The sequence below is a fragment of the Streptomyces sp. NPDC030245 genome (assembly GCF_055572995.1).
Genome location: NZ_JBVICF010000003.1, coordinates 549,045 through 565,345, shown reverse-complemented (window position 1 = coordinate 565,345; position 16,301 = coordinate 549,045). Strand labels below are relative to the sequence as shown.

General features: G+C 72.7%; 13 protein-coding genes. 5 read left to right on the top strand and 8 right to left on the bottom strand.

Annotation, left to right across the window (positions count from 1 at the left end):
• Positions 1-149 precede the first annotated feature (149 nt).
• Positions 150-3,194, top strand: a complete 3,045-nt coding sequence (locus ACZ4Z4_RS10975) for an alpha-mannosidase (RefSeq protein WP_468325215.1) — start codon at positions 150-152, stop codon at positions 3,192-3,194.
• Between the two features lie 39 nt (positions 3,195-3,233).
• Here the strand turns inward: ACZ4Z4_RS10975 and ACZ4Z4_RS10970 are convergent, their stop codons facing one another.
• Positions 3,234-4,976: a pyruvate dehydrogenase gene (locus tag ACZ4Z4_RS10970; RefSeq protein ID WP_468325212.1), complete on the bottom strand. Its 1,743-nt coding sequence runs from the start codon at positions 4,974-4,976 to the stop codon at positions 3,234-3,236.
• 87 nt (positions 4,977-5,063) lie between these two features.
• Positions 5,064-6,296 (bottom strand): protein phosphatase 2C domain-containing protein, encoded by a 1,233-nt coding sequence (locus tag ACZ4Z4_RS10965; protein WP_468325210.1) that lies wholly within the window; start codon positions 6,294-6,296, stop codon positions 5,064-5,066.
• Positions 6,297-6,669: 373 nt separating this feature from the next.
• Here ACZ4Z4_RS10965 and ACZ4Z4_RS10960 point away from each other — a divergent pair, with 373 nt between their 5' ends.
• On the top strand, positions 6,670-7,701 hold the full coding sequence (locus ACZ4Z4_RS10960; RefSeq protein ID WP_468325207.1) for a helix-turn-helix domain-containing protein: 1,032 nt from the start codon (positions 6,670-6,672) through the stop codon (positions 7,699-7,701).
• Positions 7,702-7,737: 36 nt separating this feature from the next.
• Positions 7,738-8,220: a DUF456 domain-containing protein gene (locus ACZ4Z4_RS10955; RefSeq protein WP_468325205.1), complete on the top strand. Its 483-nt coding sequence runs from the start codon at positions 7,738-7,740 to the stop codon at positions 8,218-8,220.
• Between the two features lie 7 nt (positions 8,221-8,227).
• Here ACZ4Z4_RS10955 and ACZ4Z4_RS10950 read toward each other — a convergent pair whose 3' ends face one another.
• From ACZ4Z4_RS10950 to ACZ4Z4_RS10935, 4 genes are all read right to left on the bottom strand, one after another.
• Positions 8,228-8,455, bottom strand: coding sequence for a hypothetical protein (locus tag ACZ4Z4_RS10950; protein WP_468325202.1), 228 nt, complete (start codon positions 8,453-8,455; stop codon positions 8,228-8,230).
• Between the two features lie 62 nt (positions 8,456-8,517).
• Positions 8,518-9,930 carry a DNA-3-methyladenine glycosylase 2 family protein gene (locus ACZ4Z4_RS10945; RefSeq protein ID WP_468325780.1) on the bottom strand — a complete coding sequence of 471 codons (1,413 nt, stop codon included), beginning with the start codon at positions 9,928-9,930 and terminating at the stop codon, positions 8,518-8,520.
• A gap of 200 nt (positions 9,931-10,130) precedes the next feature.
• Entirely contained in the window at positions 10,131-11,252 is a 1,122-nt protein-coding gene (rsgA, locus tag ACZ4Z4_RS10940; protein ID WP_468325199.1) for a ribosome small subunit-dependent GTPase A, read from the bottom strand.
• A gap of 209 nt (positions 11,253-11,461) precedes the next feature.
• The gene (locus ACZ4Z4_RS10935; RefSeq protein ID WP_468325196.1) at positions 11,462-12,700 is read right to left on the bottom strand and encodes an MFS transporter; all 1,239 of its coding nucleotides are present in this window, start codon (positions 12,698-12,700) and stop codon (positions 11,462-11,464) included.
• A 111-nt stretch (positions 12,701-12,811) separates the two neighbouring features.
• Here ACZ4Z4_RS10935 and ACZ4Z4_RS10930 point away from each other — a divergent pair, with 111 nt between their 5' ends.
• Entirely contained in the window at positions 12,812-13,273 is a 462-nt protein-coding gene (locus tag ACZ4Z4_RS10930) for a winged helix-turn-helix transcriptional regulator (RefSeq protein WP_468325777.1), read from the top strand.
• 21 nt (positions 13,274-13,294) lie between these two features.
• On the opposite strand, the gene ACZ4Z4_RS10925 is transcribed toward ACZ4Z4_RS10930, so the two are convergent.
• Positions 13,295-14,086 (bottom strand): class I SAM-dependent methyltransferase, encoded by a 792-nt coding sequence (locus ACZ4Z4_RS10925; RefSeq protein WP_468325193.1) that lies wholly within the window; start codon positions 14,084-14,086, stop codon positions 13,295-13,297.
• Positions 14,087-14,097: 11 nt separating this feature from the next.
• The gene (locus ACZ4Z4_RS10920) at positions 14,098-14,706 is read right to left on the bottom strand and encodes a GNAT family N-acetyltransferase (protein ID WP_468325191.1); all 609 of its coding nucleotides are present in this window, start codon (positions 14,704-14,706) and stop codon (positions 14,098-14,100) included.
• Positions 14,707-15,062: 356 nt separating this feature from the next.
• On the opposite strand from ACZ4Z4_RS10920, the gene ACZ4Z4_RS10915 reads away from it, so the two are divergent.
• Entirely contained in the window at positions 15,063-16,280 is a 1,218-nt protein-coding gene (locus tag ACZ4Z4_RS10915) for a cytochrome P450 (RefSeq protein ID WP_468325188.1), read from the top strand.
• Positions 16,281-16,301: the final 21 nt, after the last annotated feature.

Here is a 16,301-nt window from a genome sequence, read left to right as displayed (position 1 = left end):
TCCCTGCTCGAACAGCCTCACGGGATGCATGCCCCGGGCCCGTGGCAGCAAGCCTGTCGAATCGTCAACCAAACGCGGGGGGTGCGCCCCGGCATCGGGGGGAAGTGAAGCGGTGGACCCCACCGCCGAACGTTCCGAGGAGCCCCCGAGTGCACGACGACAGACTGCTGGTGGAAGGCCGCCTGGAGCGGGCGCTGCGCCAGTTCATCCGCCCCGCCCAGTACGCGCGACGCACCCCGCTGACCCTCTCCGTCTGGCACGCCCCGGGCGAGCCGGTGCCCGTCGCAACGGCGCTCGAAGCGGAGTACGTGCCCTTCGAGACCGGCACCGCGTGGGGAAACCCCTGGTCGACCAGTTGGTTCCGGCTCCAGGGACAGGTGCCCGAGGAGTGGCGGGGCAGCCGGGTGGAAGTGGTGATCGACCCCGGCTTCACCGGGGAGGGTCCCGGCTTCCAGGCGGAGGGTCTGGTCTACGACGCGGCGGGCGTCCCCCTCAAGGGTGTTCACCCGCGCAACCGGCATATTCCGGTGGCCTCCCCCGCCCGGGGCGGCGAACCGGTGCACCTACTCCTCGAAGCGGCGGCCAATCCCGCCGTTCTGCACGACTTCGTGCCGACACCCCTCGGCGACGTACTGACCGCAGGCACTGGTCCGATCTACCGATTCGCGTCTGCCGATCTCGCCGTACTGGACGAGGACGTCTGGCAGCTGACCCTGGACATCGAGGTCCTCTCCGAGCTGATGCGCGAACTGGACGCCGAACGTCCGCGTCGCCACGAGATTCTGCGGGCTCTTGAGGACATGCTCGACGCGCTCGATCTGCATGACGTGTCCGGCACCGCGGCGGCGGCCCGCGCCGAGCTCGCCGGCGTCCTGGCCCGGCCCGCGCACGCGAGCGCACACCGCGTATCGGCAACCGGACACGCGCATATCGACTCGGCGTGGCTGTGGCCGCTGCGCGAGACGGTGCGCAAGGCTTCGCGGACCTTTGCCAATGTGACGGCGCTCGCCGGGGAGTATCCGGAGCTGGTCTTCGCCTGCTCGCAGGCCCAGCAGTACGCCTGGGTCAAGGAGCACCAGCCGCACATCTGGGAGCGGATCAAGAAGGCGGTGGCGGACGGCAACTGGGCGCCGGTGGGCTCGATGTGGGTGGAGTCGGACGCCAACATGCCGGGCGGTGAGGCGCTGGCGCGGCAGATCACGCACGGCATGCGGTTCTTCCGCGAGGAGCTCGGGGTCGAGACGGAGGAGATCTGGCTGCCGGACTCCTTCGGATACACGGCGGCCTTCCCGCAGCTGGCGAAGCTCGCGGGCGTCCGCTGGTTCCTGACGCAGAAGCTGAGCTGGAACCAGTCCAACAAGATGCCGCACCACACCTTCTGGTGGGAGGGCATCGACGGCACCCGCGTCTTCACCCACTTCCCGCCCGTGGACACGTACAACTCGCAGTTCCACGGCGCCGAACTGGCGCACGCGGAGCGGAACTTCGCCGACAAGGGCCGGGCGAGCCGGTCCCTTGTGCCGTTCGGCTGGGGCGACGGCGGGGGCGGGCCCACCCGCGAGATGATGGAGCGGGCGCGCCGCCTGCGCTCCCTGGAGGGGTCGCCGCGCGTCGAGATCGAGAAGCCGTCGGTGTTCTTCGCGGCGGCCGAGGAGGAGTACGGCGCGCAGGCCCCGGTCTGGTCCGGGGAGCTGTATCTGGAGCTGCACCGCGCCACGTACACCACCCAGGCGGCCACCAAGCGCGGCAACCGCCGCAGTGAACACGCCCTGCGCGAGGCGGAGTTGTGGTGCGCCGCCGCCGCGGTGCGCGATCCGGCGTACGTCTATCCGTACGACACGCTCGACCGGCTGTGGAAGACGGTCCTGCTGCACCAGTTCCACGACATCCTGCCCGGCTCGTCGATCGCCTGGGTGCACCGGGAGGCGCGGGACACGTACGAGCGGGTCCTGGCGGAGCTCGACGAGCTCACGGCGTCGGCCGTGCGGTCGCTGGGCGCGGGCGGGCCCACGGTGCTGAACGCCTCGCCGTACGCCCGCAGTGAGGTCGTCGATCCCGGGGACGGCACGCTGGTGCGCGTCGACGTCCCCGCGCTCGGCGCGCGGAGCCTGGACGCGGCACGGGACGCCGGGGCCGGGGCGGTGGCGCACACGACCGGCGACACGATCCTGCTCACCAACGAGCACCTGAGCGTCACGGTCGACGCCGCCGGGCTGCTCGTCTCCGTGATGGACCTGGACGAGGGCCGCGAAGTCCTCGCCGCGCCGGGCAACCTCCTCCAGCTGCACCCCGACCACCCCACGCACTACGACGCCTGGGACCTCGACAAGCACTACCGGCGGCGGCACACCGACCTCACGGACGCCGAGTCCGTCGAGCTCGTCGAGGACGGGCCGCTGCGGGTCGCCGTGCGGGTGGTGCGGGCCTTCGGGGCGTCGCGGATCACGCAGGAGATCCGGCTCGCGGCGGGCAGCCGCCGCGTCGACGTCGTCACGGACGTCGAGTGGCGGGAGTCGGAGAAGGTCCTCAAGGCCGCTTTCCCGCTGGACGTGCACGCCGAACGGTCCGCCGCCGAGATCCAGTTCGGGCATGTGCACCGGCCGACACACGCCAACACCGGCTGGGACGCGGCGCGTTACGAGATCTGCGCGCACCGCTGGCTGCGGGTCGCCGAGGAGGGGTACGGCGTCGCGGTGCTCAACGACTCGACGTACGGCCACGACGTGACGCGCACCGAGTACGACGGCACGCTCGGCACCACCGTGCGCCTCACGCTGCTGCGGGCCCCGCACAGCCCGGACCCGGAGACCGACCAGGGTGCGCACCGGTTCACGTACGCTCTGCTGCCCGGCGCGAGCACCGGTGACGCGGTCGCGGAGGGGCTCGCGCTCAACCTGCCGCTGCGGGTCGCCGACGCGCCCGCCCTGCCGCCGCTGGTGAGCGTCGACCATCCGGCGGTGACCGTCGAGTCGGTGAAGCTCGCCGACGACCGCAGCGGCGACGTGATCGTGCGGCTCTACGAGTCGCGCGGCGGGCGGGCTGCGGCCACCCTCGGCACGTCGTTCCCGGTGGCGCGGGCCGAGGTGACGGATCTCCTGGAGCGGCCGCTGCACGAGGCCGCGACGGGCGAGGCCGGTCTGGCGCTCGCACTGCGGCCGTTCCAGATCGTCACGCTGCGGCTGCGTCCCGCCTGACGCGGCCGCGTGCCGGGGCCGGGGTCGGGGCACGGGCCCTCACGGCCTCGGCACGTTCCGCAGGTTCGAGCGGGCCATCTGGAGCATGCGGCCCACTCCCCCGTCCAGGACGATCTTGCCGGCGGAGAGGGCGAAGCCGGTCACCATGTCCGAGCTGATCTTGGGCGGCATGGAGAGGGCGTTCGGGTCGGTCACGATGTCGACGAGGGCGGGGCCCCGGTGCGCGAAGGCGTCCTTCAGGGCGCCCGCGAGTTCCTTGGGCTTCTCCACACGCACGCCGTAGGCCCCGGCGGCGCGGGCGACGGCGGCGAAGTCGGGGTTGTGGTTGGCCGTGCCGTAGTTGGGCAGGCCGGCCACCATCATCTCCAGCTCGACCATGCCCAGGGAGGAGTTGTTGAACAGGACGACCTTCACCGGCAGGTCGTGCTGGACGAGGCTGAGGAAGTCGCCCATCAGCATCGAGAAGCCGCCGTCGCCCGACATCGAGACGACCTGGCGGCGCCGGTCGACGAACTGGGCGCCGATCGCCTGCGGCAGGGCGTTCGCCATGGAGCCGTGGCTGAAGGACCCGATGATGCGGCGCCGGCCATTGGGGGTGAGATAGCGGGCCGCCCAGACGTTGCACATGCCGGTGTCGACGGTGAACACGGCGTCGTCGGCGGCGACCTCGTCGAGGACCGACGCGACGTACTCGGGGTGGATCGGGACGTGCTTGTCGACCTTGCGGGTGTACGCCTTCACGACGCCTTCGAGAGCGTCCGCGTGCTTCTTGAGCATCTTGTCGAGGAACTTGCGGTTCGTCTTCGGCGAGACGCGCGGGATCAGACAGCGCAGCGTCTCGCGCACGTCGCCCCAGACGGCGAGGTCCAGCTTGGAGCGGCGGCCGAGGTGCTCCGGGCGCACGTCGACCTGGGCGATCTGCACGTCGTCCGGCAGGAACGCGTTGTACGGGAAGTCCGTGCCGAGCAGGATCAGCAGGTCGCACTCGTGGGTGGCCTCGTACGCGGCGCCGTAGCCGAGCAGCCCGCTCATGCCCACGTCGTACGGGTTGTCGTACTGGATGAACTCCTTGCCGCGCAGGGCGTGCCCCACCGGAGCCTTGATCTTCTCGGCGAACTCCATCACCTCGGCGTGCGCGCCCGCCGTGCCGCTGCCGCAGAACAGGGTGACCTTGCCCGCCTTGTCGATCATTTTGGCGAGCTTGTCGATCTCCTCGTCACCTGGGCGCACGGTTGGCCGCGACGTCACCAGGGCGGTCTCCGCGGCCTTCTCCGGGGCGGCCTCGGAGGCGATGTCGCCGGGCAGCGAGACGACGCTGACACCGCTCTGGCCGACGGCGTGCTGGATGGCGGTCTGCAACAGCCGGGGCATCTGCTTGGGGCTGGAGATCAGCTCGCAGTAATGGCTGCACTCCTGGAACAGGCGGTCGGGGTGGGTCTCCTGGAAGAAGCCGAGGCCGATCTCGCTGGAGGGGATCTGGGAGGCGAGGGCGAGGACCGGCGCCATGGAGCGGTGCGCGTCGTACAGGCCGTTGATCAGGTGGAGGTTGCCCGGACCGCAGGAGCCCGCGCAGGCGGCCAGCCTGCCGGTGATCTGGGCCTCGGCGCCGGCCGCGAAGGCGGCGGTCTCCTCGTGCCGCACCTGGACCCAGTCGATCTCCTTCGTGCGGCGGATGGCGTCCACGACCGGGTTGAGGCTGTCGCCGACGACTCCGTACAGACGCTGCACTCCCGCGCGGACGAGGATGTCGACGAACTGCTCGGCGACGTTCTGCTTGGCCATGCTGTACGCACCTCTTTTGGACCGTATGGGCTGTCTTGGTGTCTCTTGCCCGATGTTTCTCGGTCCATGAATTCACAGGTGCGGCGGTCATGCCTCCCAGACCGCGGCGGCCGTCCGGTCGTCGGCGTACCCCTTGACCCTGACCTGGATGTCGGCCAGGAAGGCGGCGAGGCCCGGCGGACCCGCCTTCTCCCATCGGCGGGTGAGGCGTGCGGCCAGCTCGGGCTCGCCGCGCAGCGGCTCGGCGAGGCCGCCGCTGCACAGGACGAGCGTGTCACCCGGGCGGGCGACCGAGGCGCGGAACCGGAAGGGGTCGCGGGGCGGTTCGGGGGCCGGCTCGTACGGACTGGGGGGTGTGGTGATGCCCAGGTCCATGGTGAGCCGGTCCGCGTCCGGGGGCCGCGGGGGCGGCGAGCCGAAGCCCACCACGGGGTCGCCGGCGGCGTCGGCGACGCGGGGCTCGATGTCCTGCCACTCGCCGTCGCGCAGCCGGAAGAGGCCGCCTGTGCCGACGCCGAAGAAGACGCGCGTACGGCACCGCGGATCGGCCGGAAGGAGGAGGCAGCGCAGGGACGCCGCGTACTCCTCCGGCGCGAGGCCCAGGTCGGCGGCGTGCGCGCGGAGCCTGCCGAGGCTGCGGTCGGTGAGGCGGTGCAGGCCCGACTTGAGGTCGCCGCGCCGGGCGGCCCCGATGTCCTCGGCGAGCCGCCGGTGGCTGCGGCCCACGGCACGGCCGATCCACGCGCAGGCCTCCGCGGCGGCGCGGTGCGCTCCCGGCGTCGCGCGGGCGCCGGTGGCCATGGCGACGAGCACGAGGGCGTCCTCGCCGGCGCCGAAGCGGGCGGTGAGCAGGGCGTCGCGGCGCGGCTCGCCCCGGTACCTGGCGGAGTCGCCGCGCACGGAGGCGGCGCGCAGGGTGCTGCCGCCGTACCGCGCGCCTTCGAGCACGGTGTCGGGGACGAGGTCGGCGAGGTCGTCCGGGTCGGCGGCGGGCAGGACGGTGGGCTCGGCCTCATAGGTGGGCGGCCCGTCCCCCACGTAACCGATGCCCGCGTCGCCCGGTGGCCCCTCTTCGGCACCGTCCGCATCCGCAAAGATCCGGCTCGTCCGAGTGGGCGGGGCGGGCTCCGGGACACGCGACGCGGGCTGTGGGGCGCGTGGGGCGGGGAGGTCCGGCTTCAGGGTGCCCGCCGCCGAGGCGAACCGGTCGTCCAGGGTGTCCGGCGCGGGCGCGGGACCCGTGTCCGGCGCGGAGTCGTCGTACAGCTGCCCCCACCAGTCGTCGTCGCGGCCGGTGGGTGTGTCCCCCTGCTGGCTCATGCCCTTATTTTCCACCGCGGAGGCCGTACGAAAACGGTGCATCCGGAAATTCCGGCCATGACGCGGGGGGTTGGGGACCGCCGGGCGGGCCCACCCCCCACAGGAGGACCGCCCGGCGGAGCCGGTGTGGCCGGCGCGCCTCCTGGGCGCGGACCACGGTCTGTGCGACGGAGGCGCTATAGCCATCCGTCAGTTTCCTTCTGTGCCGGGCTGGTTGCCCGGGAGCACGCGGACGCCGGATTCGCTTCTGTGAGCGAACCGTGCTCGTGACCCGCGTTCCCAGCCGAGTTGAGTTCAATCGTCCTCGTCGACGACCGCGCCGTTCCGGAGCCGCGGAGTGCGGGGATGATGTCCCGGGGAGGGAGGTCAGTGCATGCTGGCAGCGATCGGTCTGGACGAGACGCACGAGTCGGCGTACCGGGCGCTGGTGTCGGTGGGCGCCGCCGACGTCGCGGATCTCGCGCGCAGGCTCACGCTCGGCGAGCCGGAGACCGAGCGGACGCTGCGCCGTCTGGAGCGGCACGGCCTGGCCGCGCAGGCGTCGGGCAGGACGGGCCGCTGGGTGGCGGCGCCGCCCGGCGTCGCGCTCGGCGCGCTCCTCACTCAGCGGCGGCACGAGCTGGAGCGGGCCGAGCTCGCGGCGACGCTGCTCGCCGAGGAGTACCGGGCGCAGGCCGCCGAACCGGCCGTCCACGACCTGGTCGAGGTGGTCACCGGGGCGGCCGCCGTCGCGCAGCGCTTCCTCCAGCTGCAACTGGGCGCGGGCGCCGAGGTGTGCGCGCTGGTCACCGGCAGGCCCGTCGCCGTCACCGGCATGCAGAACAGCGCCGAGGAGCAGGCCGCCGGGCGCGGTGTGCGCTACCGCGTGGTGGTCGAGCGCTCCGTCCTCGACCTGCCGACCGGCCTCGTCGAGCTGTCGACGGCGATCGGCCGCGACGAGCGGGTGCGGGTGGTGGACCGCGTCCCGACCAAGCTGGTGATCGCCGACGGCTCGCTCGCGATGGTCCCGCTGACCTCGCGCACGGCGGAGCCCGCCGCGCTCGTCGTGCACGCCAGCGGGCTGCTCGAATCGCTCACGGGCCTCTTCGAGGCGGTGTGGCGGGAGGCGCTGCCGCTGCGCCTCGGCGAGGACGGCAGCACGCTGACCGAGGACGGTCCCGAGGGCCCGGACGGCACCGACCTGGAGATCCTGTCGCTGCTCCTCGCCGGCCTGACGGACGCGAGCGTCGCCAAACAGCTCGATCTGGGGCTGCGCACGGTCCAGCGCCGGGTGAGGCGCCTGATGGGGCTGGCGGGCGTGACGACGCGGCTGCAACTGGGCTGGCACGCGTACGAGCGCGGCTGGGTGGCGCGGCGCCCGCGGCCGCCCCAGAACCGGGCTCCAGGCCCCCCGGGACAAACCTGACCTGCGGTTTCGCCGGATGTCGGGCACTCTGGGCAGATGGGAGCGTGGGAACTCCTGCTGGTCGGCGTGGTGATGCTGCTCGGCCTGTGCGGAGTGCTGGTGCCCGGCGTACCGGGGTCGTGGCTGGTGTGGGCCGCGGTCCTCTGGTGGACGTTGCAGGACCCGAACGCCCTCGCCTGGGGCATCCTCGTCGGCGCGACGGCCGTGCTGCTCGCGTCGCAGGCCGTGCGCTGGCAGCTGCCGCCCCGGCGACTGCGCGAGAGTGGCGCCACACGCCGCATGGGGGTCTTCGCCGGGGCCGGTGCGCTCATCGGGTTCTGCGTGCTGCCGGTGGTCGGGGCGATCCCCGGCTTCATCGGCGGGATCTACACCGGGGAGCGGCTGCGGCTCGGCGGGCACGGCGAGGCGGTGGCGGCGACACGGGCGGCCATGCGGGGCGGCGGCGGCAGCGTGCTGACCGAACTGTTCGCGTGCCTGCTGATCCTGGGGGCGTGGCTGGGTGCGCTCATCTGGGGCTGAGCCGCTCTCATTCCTGCCGGTAGCGCTCCTCCTCGGCCAGGTCGATGTCGATCTGGTCCCTGATGAGCTGGTGGGTACCGCCCTCTGGGTCGTGCGGCGCGGGAGCCTCTCGTACGACAGCGGGGGACTGCCGGTGCTCTCGGTGCTCCGTGGGAAAGGCCGCTCCTGTCGTACCGGCCAGCACGGCCGCGGCGGCCGCGGCGAGCACGGCTCGGCGGATACGCGTGGACGCCATGGGCACCTCCACCGGTCGGGTGACGATGTCCGCAGTCTTTCTCGCCGGGATGAGAGCCCTTCTTAAGAATCGGCGGGGGCCGACAGGGCCAGGTGGCGCAGGGCGTACGAGCGCCAGGGGCGCCAGGAGTCGAGGGGCGGTTCCGGTGCGCCGGGCAGAGCCACGTCGGGGTCGCCGAGCGCTCGCATCCGGATGACCGCGGCCGTCCTCGCGTCCATACCGGGCAGGGCGCGGAGCGCCGCCTCGGCGTCGTCGCGGTCCGCGCCCGCGTCCAGGCGCAGGGAGCCGTCGGCGAGCGCCGCGGCCAGCGCGCCGAGCGGGCCGGGCTCGGCGGCCAGCTCGGCGGGGGCCGGGAAGACGTGGGTGAGCCGCCCGCACGCCGCGTCCAGCACCTTGCCGTGCCGTGCCACGAGCCGCTCCGCGCCCGCCCGTCCCACCAGCGCGCGCACCGCGAACTCGTCGGGGTCGGCCGCGCCCGGCGACCGCAGGCCCGGCCGGGCGGCGACGAGCGGGGCGAGCCGGGGGTCGGCGGCGAGCCGCTCGTCCACGGCGTACGGGTCGGCGTCCAGGTCGAAGAGGCGGCGCAGGCGCTGGACGGCGGTGGTCAGGTCGCGCAGGTCGGTCAGGTGCAGCCGGGCGTCGAGCCAGCCGCCCCTGTGCAGGGCCTCGGTGCCCGACCCGCCACCGGTTCCTGCCGCGGGGCCGTCGCGCGGCTCCTCGACGGCCACGATGCCCGTGCCGTACGGCAACCGGAGCGTACGCCGGTAGGTGCGGGCGCCGGGCTCGCCGGTGACCTCCTCGATCCCGGTGACCGCCTCGTCGGCGAGCAGGTCGAAGACGGCGTCGGCGCGGTAGGGGCCCCGGTGGGCGAGGCGCAGCGGGATGCCGGCGGCGGGGGTGGCGCGGGCGGCGCCGCGGCGCGGGGCGGCGGCGCGCAGGGCGGTCGGTGTCAGCGCGTACACCGCCTTGACGGTGTCGTTGAACTGCCGGACGCTGGCGAATCCGGCGGCGAACGCGATCTCCGTGATCGGCAGGCCGGTGGTCTGGAGCAGCACGCGGGCGGTGTGCGCGCGCTGCGCCCGCGCCAGGGCGACGGGGCCCGCGCCCAGCTCGGCGGTGAGCTGGCGCTGCACCTGCCGGGCGCTGTAGCCGAGACGCACCGCGAGCCCGGGGACGCCCTCGCGGTCGACGACGCCGTCGCCGATCATGCGCATGGCGCGGCCCACCACGTCGGCGCGCACGTTCCAGTCGGCGGAGCCGGGCACGGCGTCCGGCCTGCAACGACGGCAGGCACGGAAGCCGGAGGTCTGGGCGGCGGCCGCGGTGGTGTAGTAGCGGACGTTCTGCCGCTTCGGGGTGACGGCGGGGCAGCTCGGCCGGCAGTAGATCCCGGTCGTCGCGACGGCGAAGAAGAACTCCCCATCAAACCGCGCATCCCGACTACGCACGGCTTCGTACCTGGTCTCTTCATCGATCACGGGTCCATTGTGGGGCGGGTGGGGTGGGGAGGGCTGGCGGATTTCGGACATGGGCTTGGTGCCGGTCCCGCAGTTGGGCGGAGCCCCAGCGGGTCCGGGGCGCAGCCCCAGGGGCGCGGGGAACTGCGCGCCCAGCCACAACGAACCCGCAGCTCCCCAACGACCCAACAGCCCCCCACACGCCACACCGCTCAAGCTCAGCGCAAGCGCCCCCGCTTGATGTCGACCGCCGCCCTCCCCTCCGCCCCCCGCAACCGCCACTGACGCCGCATCTCCGCGCGGGCCCGCGCGTCCGTCTTGGCGACGATGCGCTGGTTCTCGCGGATCAGCTTGCGGTAGCTGTCGAGGCGGCGTTCGGGAAGGGCACCGTCCTCGACGGCGGCGAGCACCGCGCAGCCGGGCTCGGCCGCGTGCGCACAGTCGTGGAACCGGCAGTCGGCCGCCAGTTCCTCGATCTCGGAGAAGACCTGCCCGACGCCGCTCTCGGCGTCCCACAGGCCCACGCCGCGCAGCCCCGGCGTGTCGATGAGGACCCCGCCGCCGGGCAGCAGGATGAGGTTGCGGGTCGTCGTGGTGTGACGGCCCTTGCCGTCGACGTCACGGATGGCCTGGACCGCCATGATGTCGGCCCCGGCCAGCGCGTTGGCCAACGTCGACTTGCCCGCGCCGGACTGCCCGAGCAGCACCGACGTACCGCCGGAGACGACGGCGGACAGGACGTCGATGCCCTCTCCGGTCTCGGAGCTGACCGGCAGCACCTGCACGCCGGGCGCCGAGGTCTGCACGTCCTCGACGAGATGGCCGAGCGTGACGGCGTCCGGCACGAGGTCGGCCTTGGTGAGCACGACCACCGGCTGCCCGCCCGACTCCCAGCCGAGGGCGAGGAAGCGTTCGATCCGCGCGAGGTCGAGCTCCGCGGCGAGCGGCACCGCGATGATCGAGTGGTCGACGTTGGCCGCGAGGACCTGTCCCTCGGACCGCTTGGAGGAAGTGGACCGTACGAAGGAGGTGCGCCGCGGCAGATACGCCTGTACGTAGCGGGGGTCGGTGCCGTCCGGGTCGACGGCGACCCAGTCGCCGGTGCACACGACCTTCATCGGGTCGCGCGGGGTGACGAACTCGGTGTCGGCCCGGACGGTTCCGTCGGCGGTGACGACGTCGCACTGTCCGCGGTCGACCCGGACGACGCGCCCGGCCACGAGGCCTCGCGCCGCGTACGGTGCGAACTCGGTTTCCCAGTGGGTGTCCCAGCCGTAGGCGGAGAGGGGGTTGAGAGCGGACGAACCCTCAGAAGAGGAAGGAAAGAACGAGGAAGACAAGGGGTGACCCTTCACAGGGTGGCCCCGGCACACACGCGCACGTCGGCGCGGAGAGATTCAGGTCAGCCGGAGGCCACGGAGGTGGACTTGATGAACTTCCGGATGCGGGCAGCGCCCATCGCAACGACAGCCATCGGTCTACACCTCCACTTCCTGCACAGCTTCGACGGACCAGCACGGCCGACCGGCCACCTGGCAACACGCAGAGCCTAGCCACATCCCCTCACGGACCACCACTCTTTTTTCCGCCCCCCGGGGTCCGAGGCGCCGTGCCGGGTGAACGCCCACAGTGCGAGGCCGAGAGCGCTGAACCCGGCGCCCAGAGCACATACGGCGGGCCAGCCGGCGGCCGCGTAGAGGGACGTCGCGGCGAGGGCGCCGGTGGCGCTGCCGAGGGAGTAGAAGACCATGTAGCCACCGATCAGGCGGCTGCCCGCCGCCGGGTGCAGCGCGTGGATCAGGGTCTGGTTGGTGACGTGCACCGCCTGCACGGCGAGGTCGAGGAGGACCACCCCGGCGGCCAGGGCCCAGAGCGAGCTGCGGGTGAAGGCCAGGGGCAGCCAGGAGAGGGTGAGCAGCGCCAGGGCGGTGCCGGTGGTGTGCCGGGACAGGCCGCGGTCGTTCAGGCGGCCCGCCACGCTCGCTGCCAGGGCGCCGGCGACACCGATCAGCCCGAACGCCCCGATCTCGCTGTGGGACAGGAAGTACGGCGCTTCACTGAGCGGCAGCGCGACGCTGCTCCACAGGGTGCTGAACGCGGCGAAGACCAGCAGGCCGAACAGGGCCCGCAGGCGCAGCAGTGGCTCCTGGGCGAACAAGGTGACCGTGGAGCGCAGGAGTTGACCGTAGCGCAGGGTCGTCGGCGGGGCGGCGCGGTGCGGAAGGACGCGGTACAGGACCAGCGCGAGCAGGGCGGTGAGCGACGCCGAGGCGGCGTAGACGGAGCGCCAGCCCGCGAGATCGGCCATGAGGCCGGACGCCGTGCGGGCGAGCAGGATGCCGATGACGACGCCGCTCGTGACGAGGCCGACGACCCGGCCGCGCCCGGCGGCGGGCGCCAGGGACGCCGCGAAGGCCACGAGTGTCTGGGTGACGACCGCGAGGAGCCCGGTCGCGGCCACGCCCACGAGCAGCGCCGCCGCCGTGGGGGCGGCGGCCACCACTGCCAACGCCACCACGAGCAGCAGGAGTTGAGCCACCACGAGCCGTCTGCGGTCGGCCATGTCGCCCAGCGGCACGAGGAGGAAAAGTCCGAAGCCGTAGCCGACGTGCGTGAGGGTGACCACGCTGCCGACGAGTGCCGGGCTCATGGCGAGGTCGTGCCCCATGGTGACCAGGAGCGGCTGGGAGAAGTAGACGTTGGCCACCGCGGCACCGCAGGCGACGGCGAACAGGGCGACGAGGCCACGGGACATGGCGTACGCCGAGTCCTCTTGGTTCTCGGGCATGGGGACTCCCTCTCCGCTCATTCGGTTGCAAGTTGCCACCAGTGGGGGACGGTGGCGACGGTAACCGTCCTGGTAGCATGTTGCAACCACGTCATGAGAGTGAGGGACGCCATGGTGAGCAGGACCCGCTTCGACGACAGCGAGTGCCCCGTCGCCCGGTCGGTGGACGCGATCGGCGACTGGTGGTCCCTGCTGATCGTGCGGGACGCCTTCGACGGGAGCCGGCGCTTCGGGGAGTTCCGGCGCAGCCTCGGCGTGGCGAAGAACATCCTCACCGCGCGCCTGCGGACGCTGGTCGCCGGCGGCATCCTGGAATCCGTCCCCGCCTCGGACGGCAGCGCCTACCGCGAGTACGTACTGACCTCGAAGGGCGAGGCGCTCTTTCCCGTCATCGTGGCCCTGCGGCAGTGGGGCGAGGAGAACTTCTTCGCCCCCGGCGAACCGCACTCGGAGCTGGTCGACCGCCGGCAGGGGCAGCCTCTGCGCACGCTCGACGTCCTGGCCGCGGACGGGCGGCGGCTGCGCCCCGCCGACACCGTCGTGCACAAGCTCGCCCCTGACGACGGGAGTTGAGCCCAGACGCCCGCCCGGCCCCTACGGCAGTCGTCGGTCGCGGTCCTCCCCCGGCCGGTGCGCCACGAACACCAGCTCCCGGCCCGGCCGGTCCGGCGCGTCGCGGACGGCGTCCAATACGTACCCGGCGGCGGCCAGTTGCGTCTCGACCTCCGCGCGGCCACGGAAGCGCAGCGTCGAGTCCGAGGTCAGCACCTCGCCGTCCGCGGCGAAGACGTAGGTCCAACGGAACGACACCAGCGGGCCGTCGACCTCCGTCACCTCCACCCAGCTCTCGACCGCGCCCACTCCGGGAACCTCCGTGACGCCGTACGAGGCCTCGCGGTGCCATTTCTCCCAGGCGCGGCGGGCCGGGTCGCGGGTCTCGAAGACGAGGTGCCCGCCCGGGCGCAGCGCCTCACGGGCGCCCCGCAGGGTCTCGTGCCACGCGTCCGGGTCGGTGATCTGCTGGGCGACGTTCGCGGTCATGGTCGCGAGGTCGACGCGCAGCGGTGGCAGCGCGGTCGCGTCGCCGTGCAGCCAGCGCACCCGTTCGCCGCCCGGCTTGGCGCGGGCCACGTCGAGGGAGGCTCCGGCCGGGTCGACGCCGACCACATCGATGCCGCGCGCGGCCAGCAGCAGCGCGAACACGCCGGTGCCGCAGCCGATGTCGAGGACTTCGCGCGCCTTGAACTCCTCGGCCATGCGGAGATACGGGTCGAGGTCGCCGCGGTCGGGGTCGAGCACGTCGTAGAGCGCCGCGAGACGGGGGTGCCCGTACTCCGTAGCGACGGTGCGGTCGTCGCCGTCGTTGCCGTTGCCGCCGTCAGCCATGTGGTGCCTCCTCAGTTCGTGCTCCTTCCGGAAGACCCACGGCCGGCGCGCGCCGCGCGCCACTCGGGTGCCAGTACCGACCAGATCTCGGTGTCCTGCCGTACGCCCCGATAGGGGTCGTTCTCGCGCTGGAGCCCCTCGCGGCTCATGCCGAGCCGCTTGGCCACGTTGACGCTCGGGGTGTTCTCGGGGGCCACCAGCCACTCCACGCGGTGGATGCCGCGCTCCTCGATCGCCCAGTCGATGACGGTGCGTACCGCGCGGGTGACGAGGCCGCGTCCGGCTGCGTCCGGTTCAAGCCAGCAGCCGGCTTCGCAGGTGCCCGCCGCCGCGTCGAAGGCCCGCAGGAGGACACCGCCGACGAGCCGTCCGTCGAGCCGGATGCCGTACAGGCGGCCGGTGTCGGCCGCGGCCTTGTCGGCGTACACCTGGAGCCAGGAGCGCGCGGAGTCCAGGTCGGCGGTGATGTCGGGGAGCCCGACGTACCGGCCGATGAAGTCGCGGCCACGGTCCATGTGCGCGAGGAACTCCTCGGCCTGCCAGGGCTCCAGCGGCCGCAGCTCGGCTCTCCCGGCGCCGTCGGCTCCGTCGGCTCCATCGCTCAGGGGTATCGCGAACATCCTCTTCCTCCACAGTGTCCGGGCGGTCGCTCCGGATCTTCGCACGAGGGTGCGCGCACTCGACCGGAATTTGTCCGTCGCCAGCGTCCGACGGCGTCCGACGGCGGCTGACGACGGTCCCGGGCGGTTGCGGGCGATGCCACGGCCGCGGCCCACCGCTCCGCACTCGCCGCCCCGGAGCCATGGACGACACGGACGACACGGACGACACGGACGCAGACAGGTTGAGCGGAGGGGGGTGTTCCGGACAGATCCGGTGCCCCGGCGATCTGGCCGGTCTTGTCGTGGACGAATTAGTTGCCCAAGCCATCCAATGGGGATGGATCAGGGACGAACTGCGCTTGCGAGGTACCGCCATGACGGAGACAACGAAGCCGACCGAATCCATCGTCTTCCCCCAGGACCGCACGTGTCCGTACCACCCTCCCGCCGCCTACGCACCGCTGCGCGAGGACCCGCCGTTCTCCCGCGTCAGCCTGTTCGACGGCCGCTCCGTCTGGCTGGTCAGCGGCCGGGCGGCGGCGCGTGAGCTGCTCGTCGACCCGCGGCTCTCCGCCGACCGCGGGAACACGGCCTTCCCCATCCCGACCGAACGCTTCGCCCGGCAGCGCGACCGCCGCATCGCGCTGCTCGGCGTCGACGACCCGGAGCACAACACGCAGCGCCGGATGCTGATCCCCAGCTTCTCCGTCAAACGCATCGCGGCCCTCCGCCCGCAGATCCAGGCGACGGTCGACCTGCTCCTCGACGACATGGTCGCGGCGGGGCCGCCCGCCGAGCTGGTGAGCGCGTTCGCGCTGCCCGTCCCCTCGATGGTCATCTGCGCCCTGCTGGGCGTGCCCTACGCCGACCACGAGTTCTTCGAGGAGCAGTCGCGGCGGCTGCTGCGCGGCCCCACCGCCGACGACACGCAGCGGGCGCGGGAGGAACTGGACGCCTACTTCTACGAGTTGATCGACCTCAAGCGCGCCGACCCGGGCGACGGACTGCTCGACGAGCTCATCCAGCAGCAGCTCGCGTCGGGCGCGGTGGACCGGGAGGAACTGGTCAGGCTCGCCACCATCCTGCTGATCGCCGGGCACGAGACCACGGCGAACATGATCTCCCTCGGCACGTTCACGCTGCTCCAGCACCCCGAGCGGTTCGCCGAACTGCGGGCCGGGCTGCGCGCGGACCCGCCGCTGATGCCGGCCGCGGTCGAGGAGCTGCTGCGCTTCCTGTCCATCGCGGACGGTCTGCTGCGGGTGGCGAAGGAGGACATCGAGACCCCCGCCGGCACCATCCGGGAGCACGACGGCGTCATCTTCGCCACGTCCCTCATCAACCGTGACGGCACGGTGTACGAGGGCCCGGAGGAGCTGGACTGGCACCGTACCGACCGGCACCACCTCGCCTTCGGGTTCGGCATCCACCAGTGCCTGGGACAGAACCTCGCCCGCGCCGAGATGGAGATCGCGCTGGGGACCCTCTTCGAACGGCTGCCGGGGCTGCGCCTCGCGGCACCTCCGGAGGACATCCCCTTCAAGCCCGGCGACACGATCCAGGGGATGCTCGAACTCCCCGTCACGTGGTAGGGGTTGGCCATGGAGCTGGAG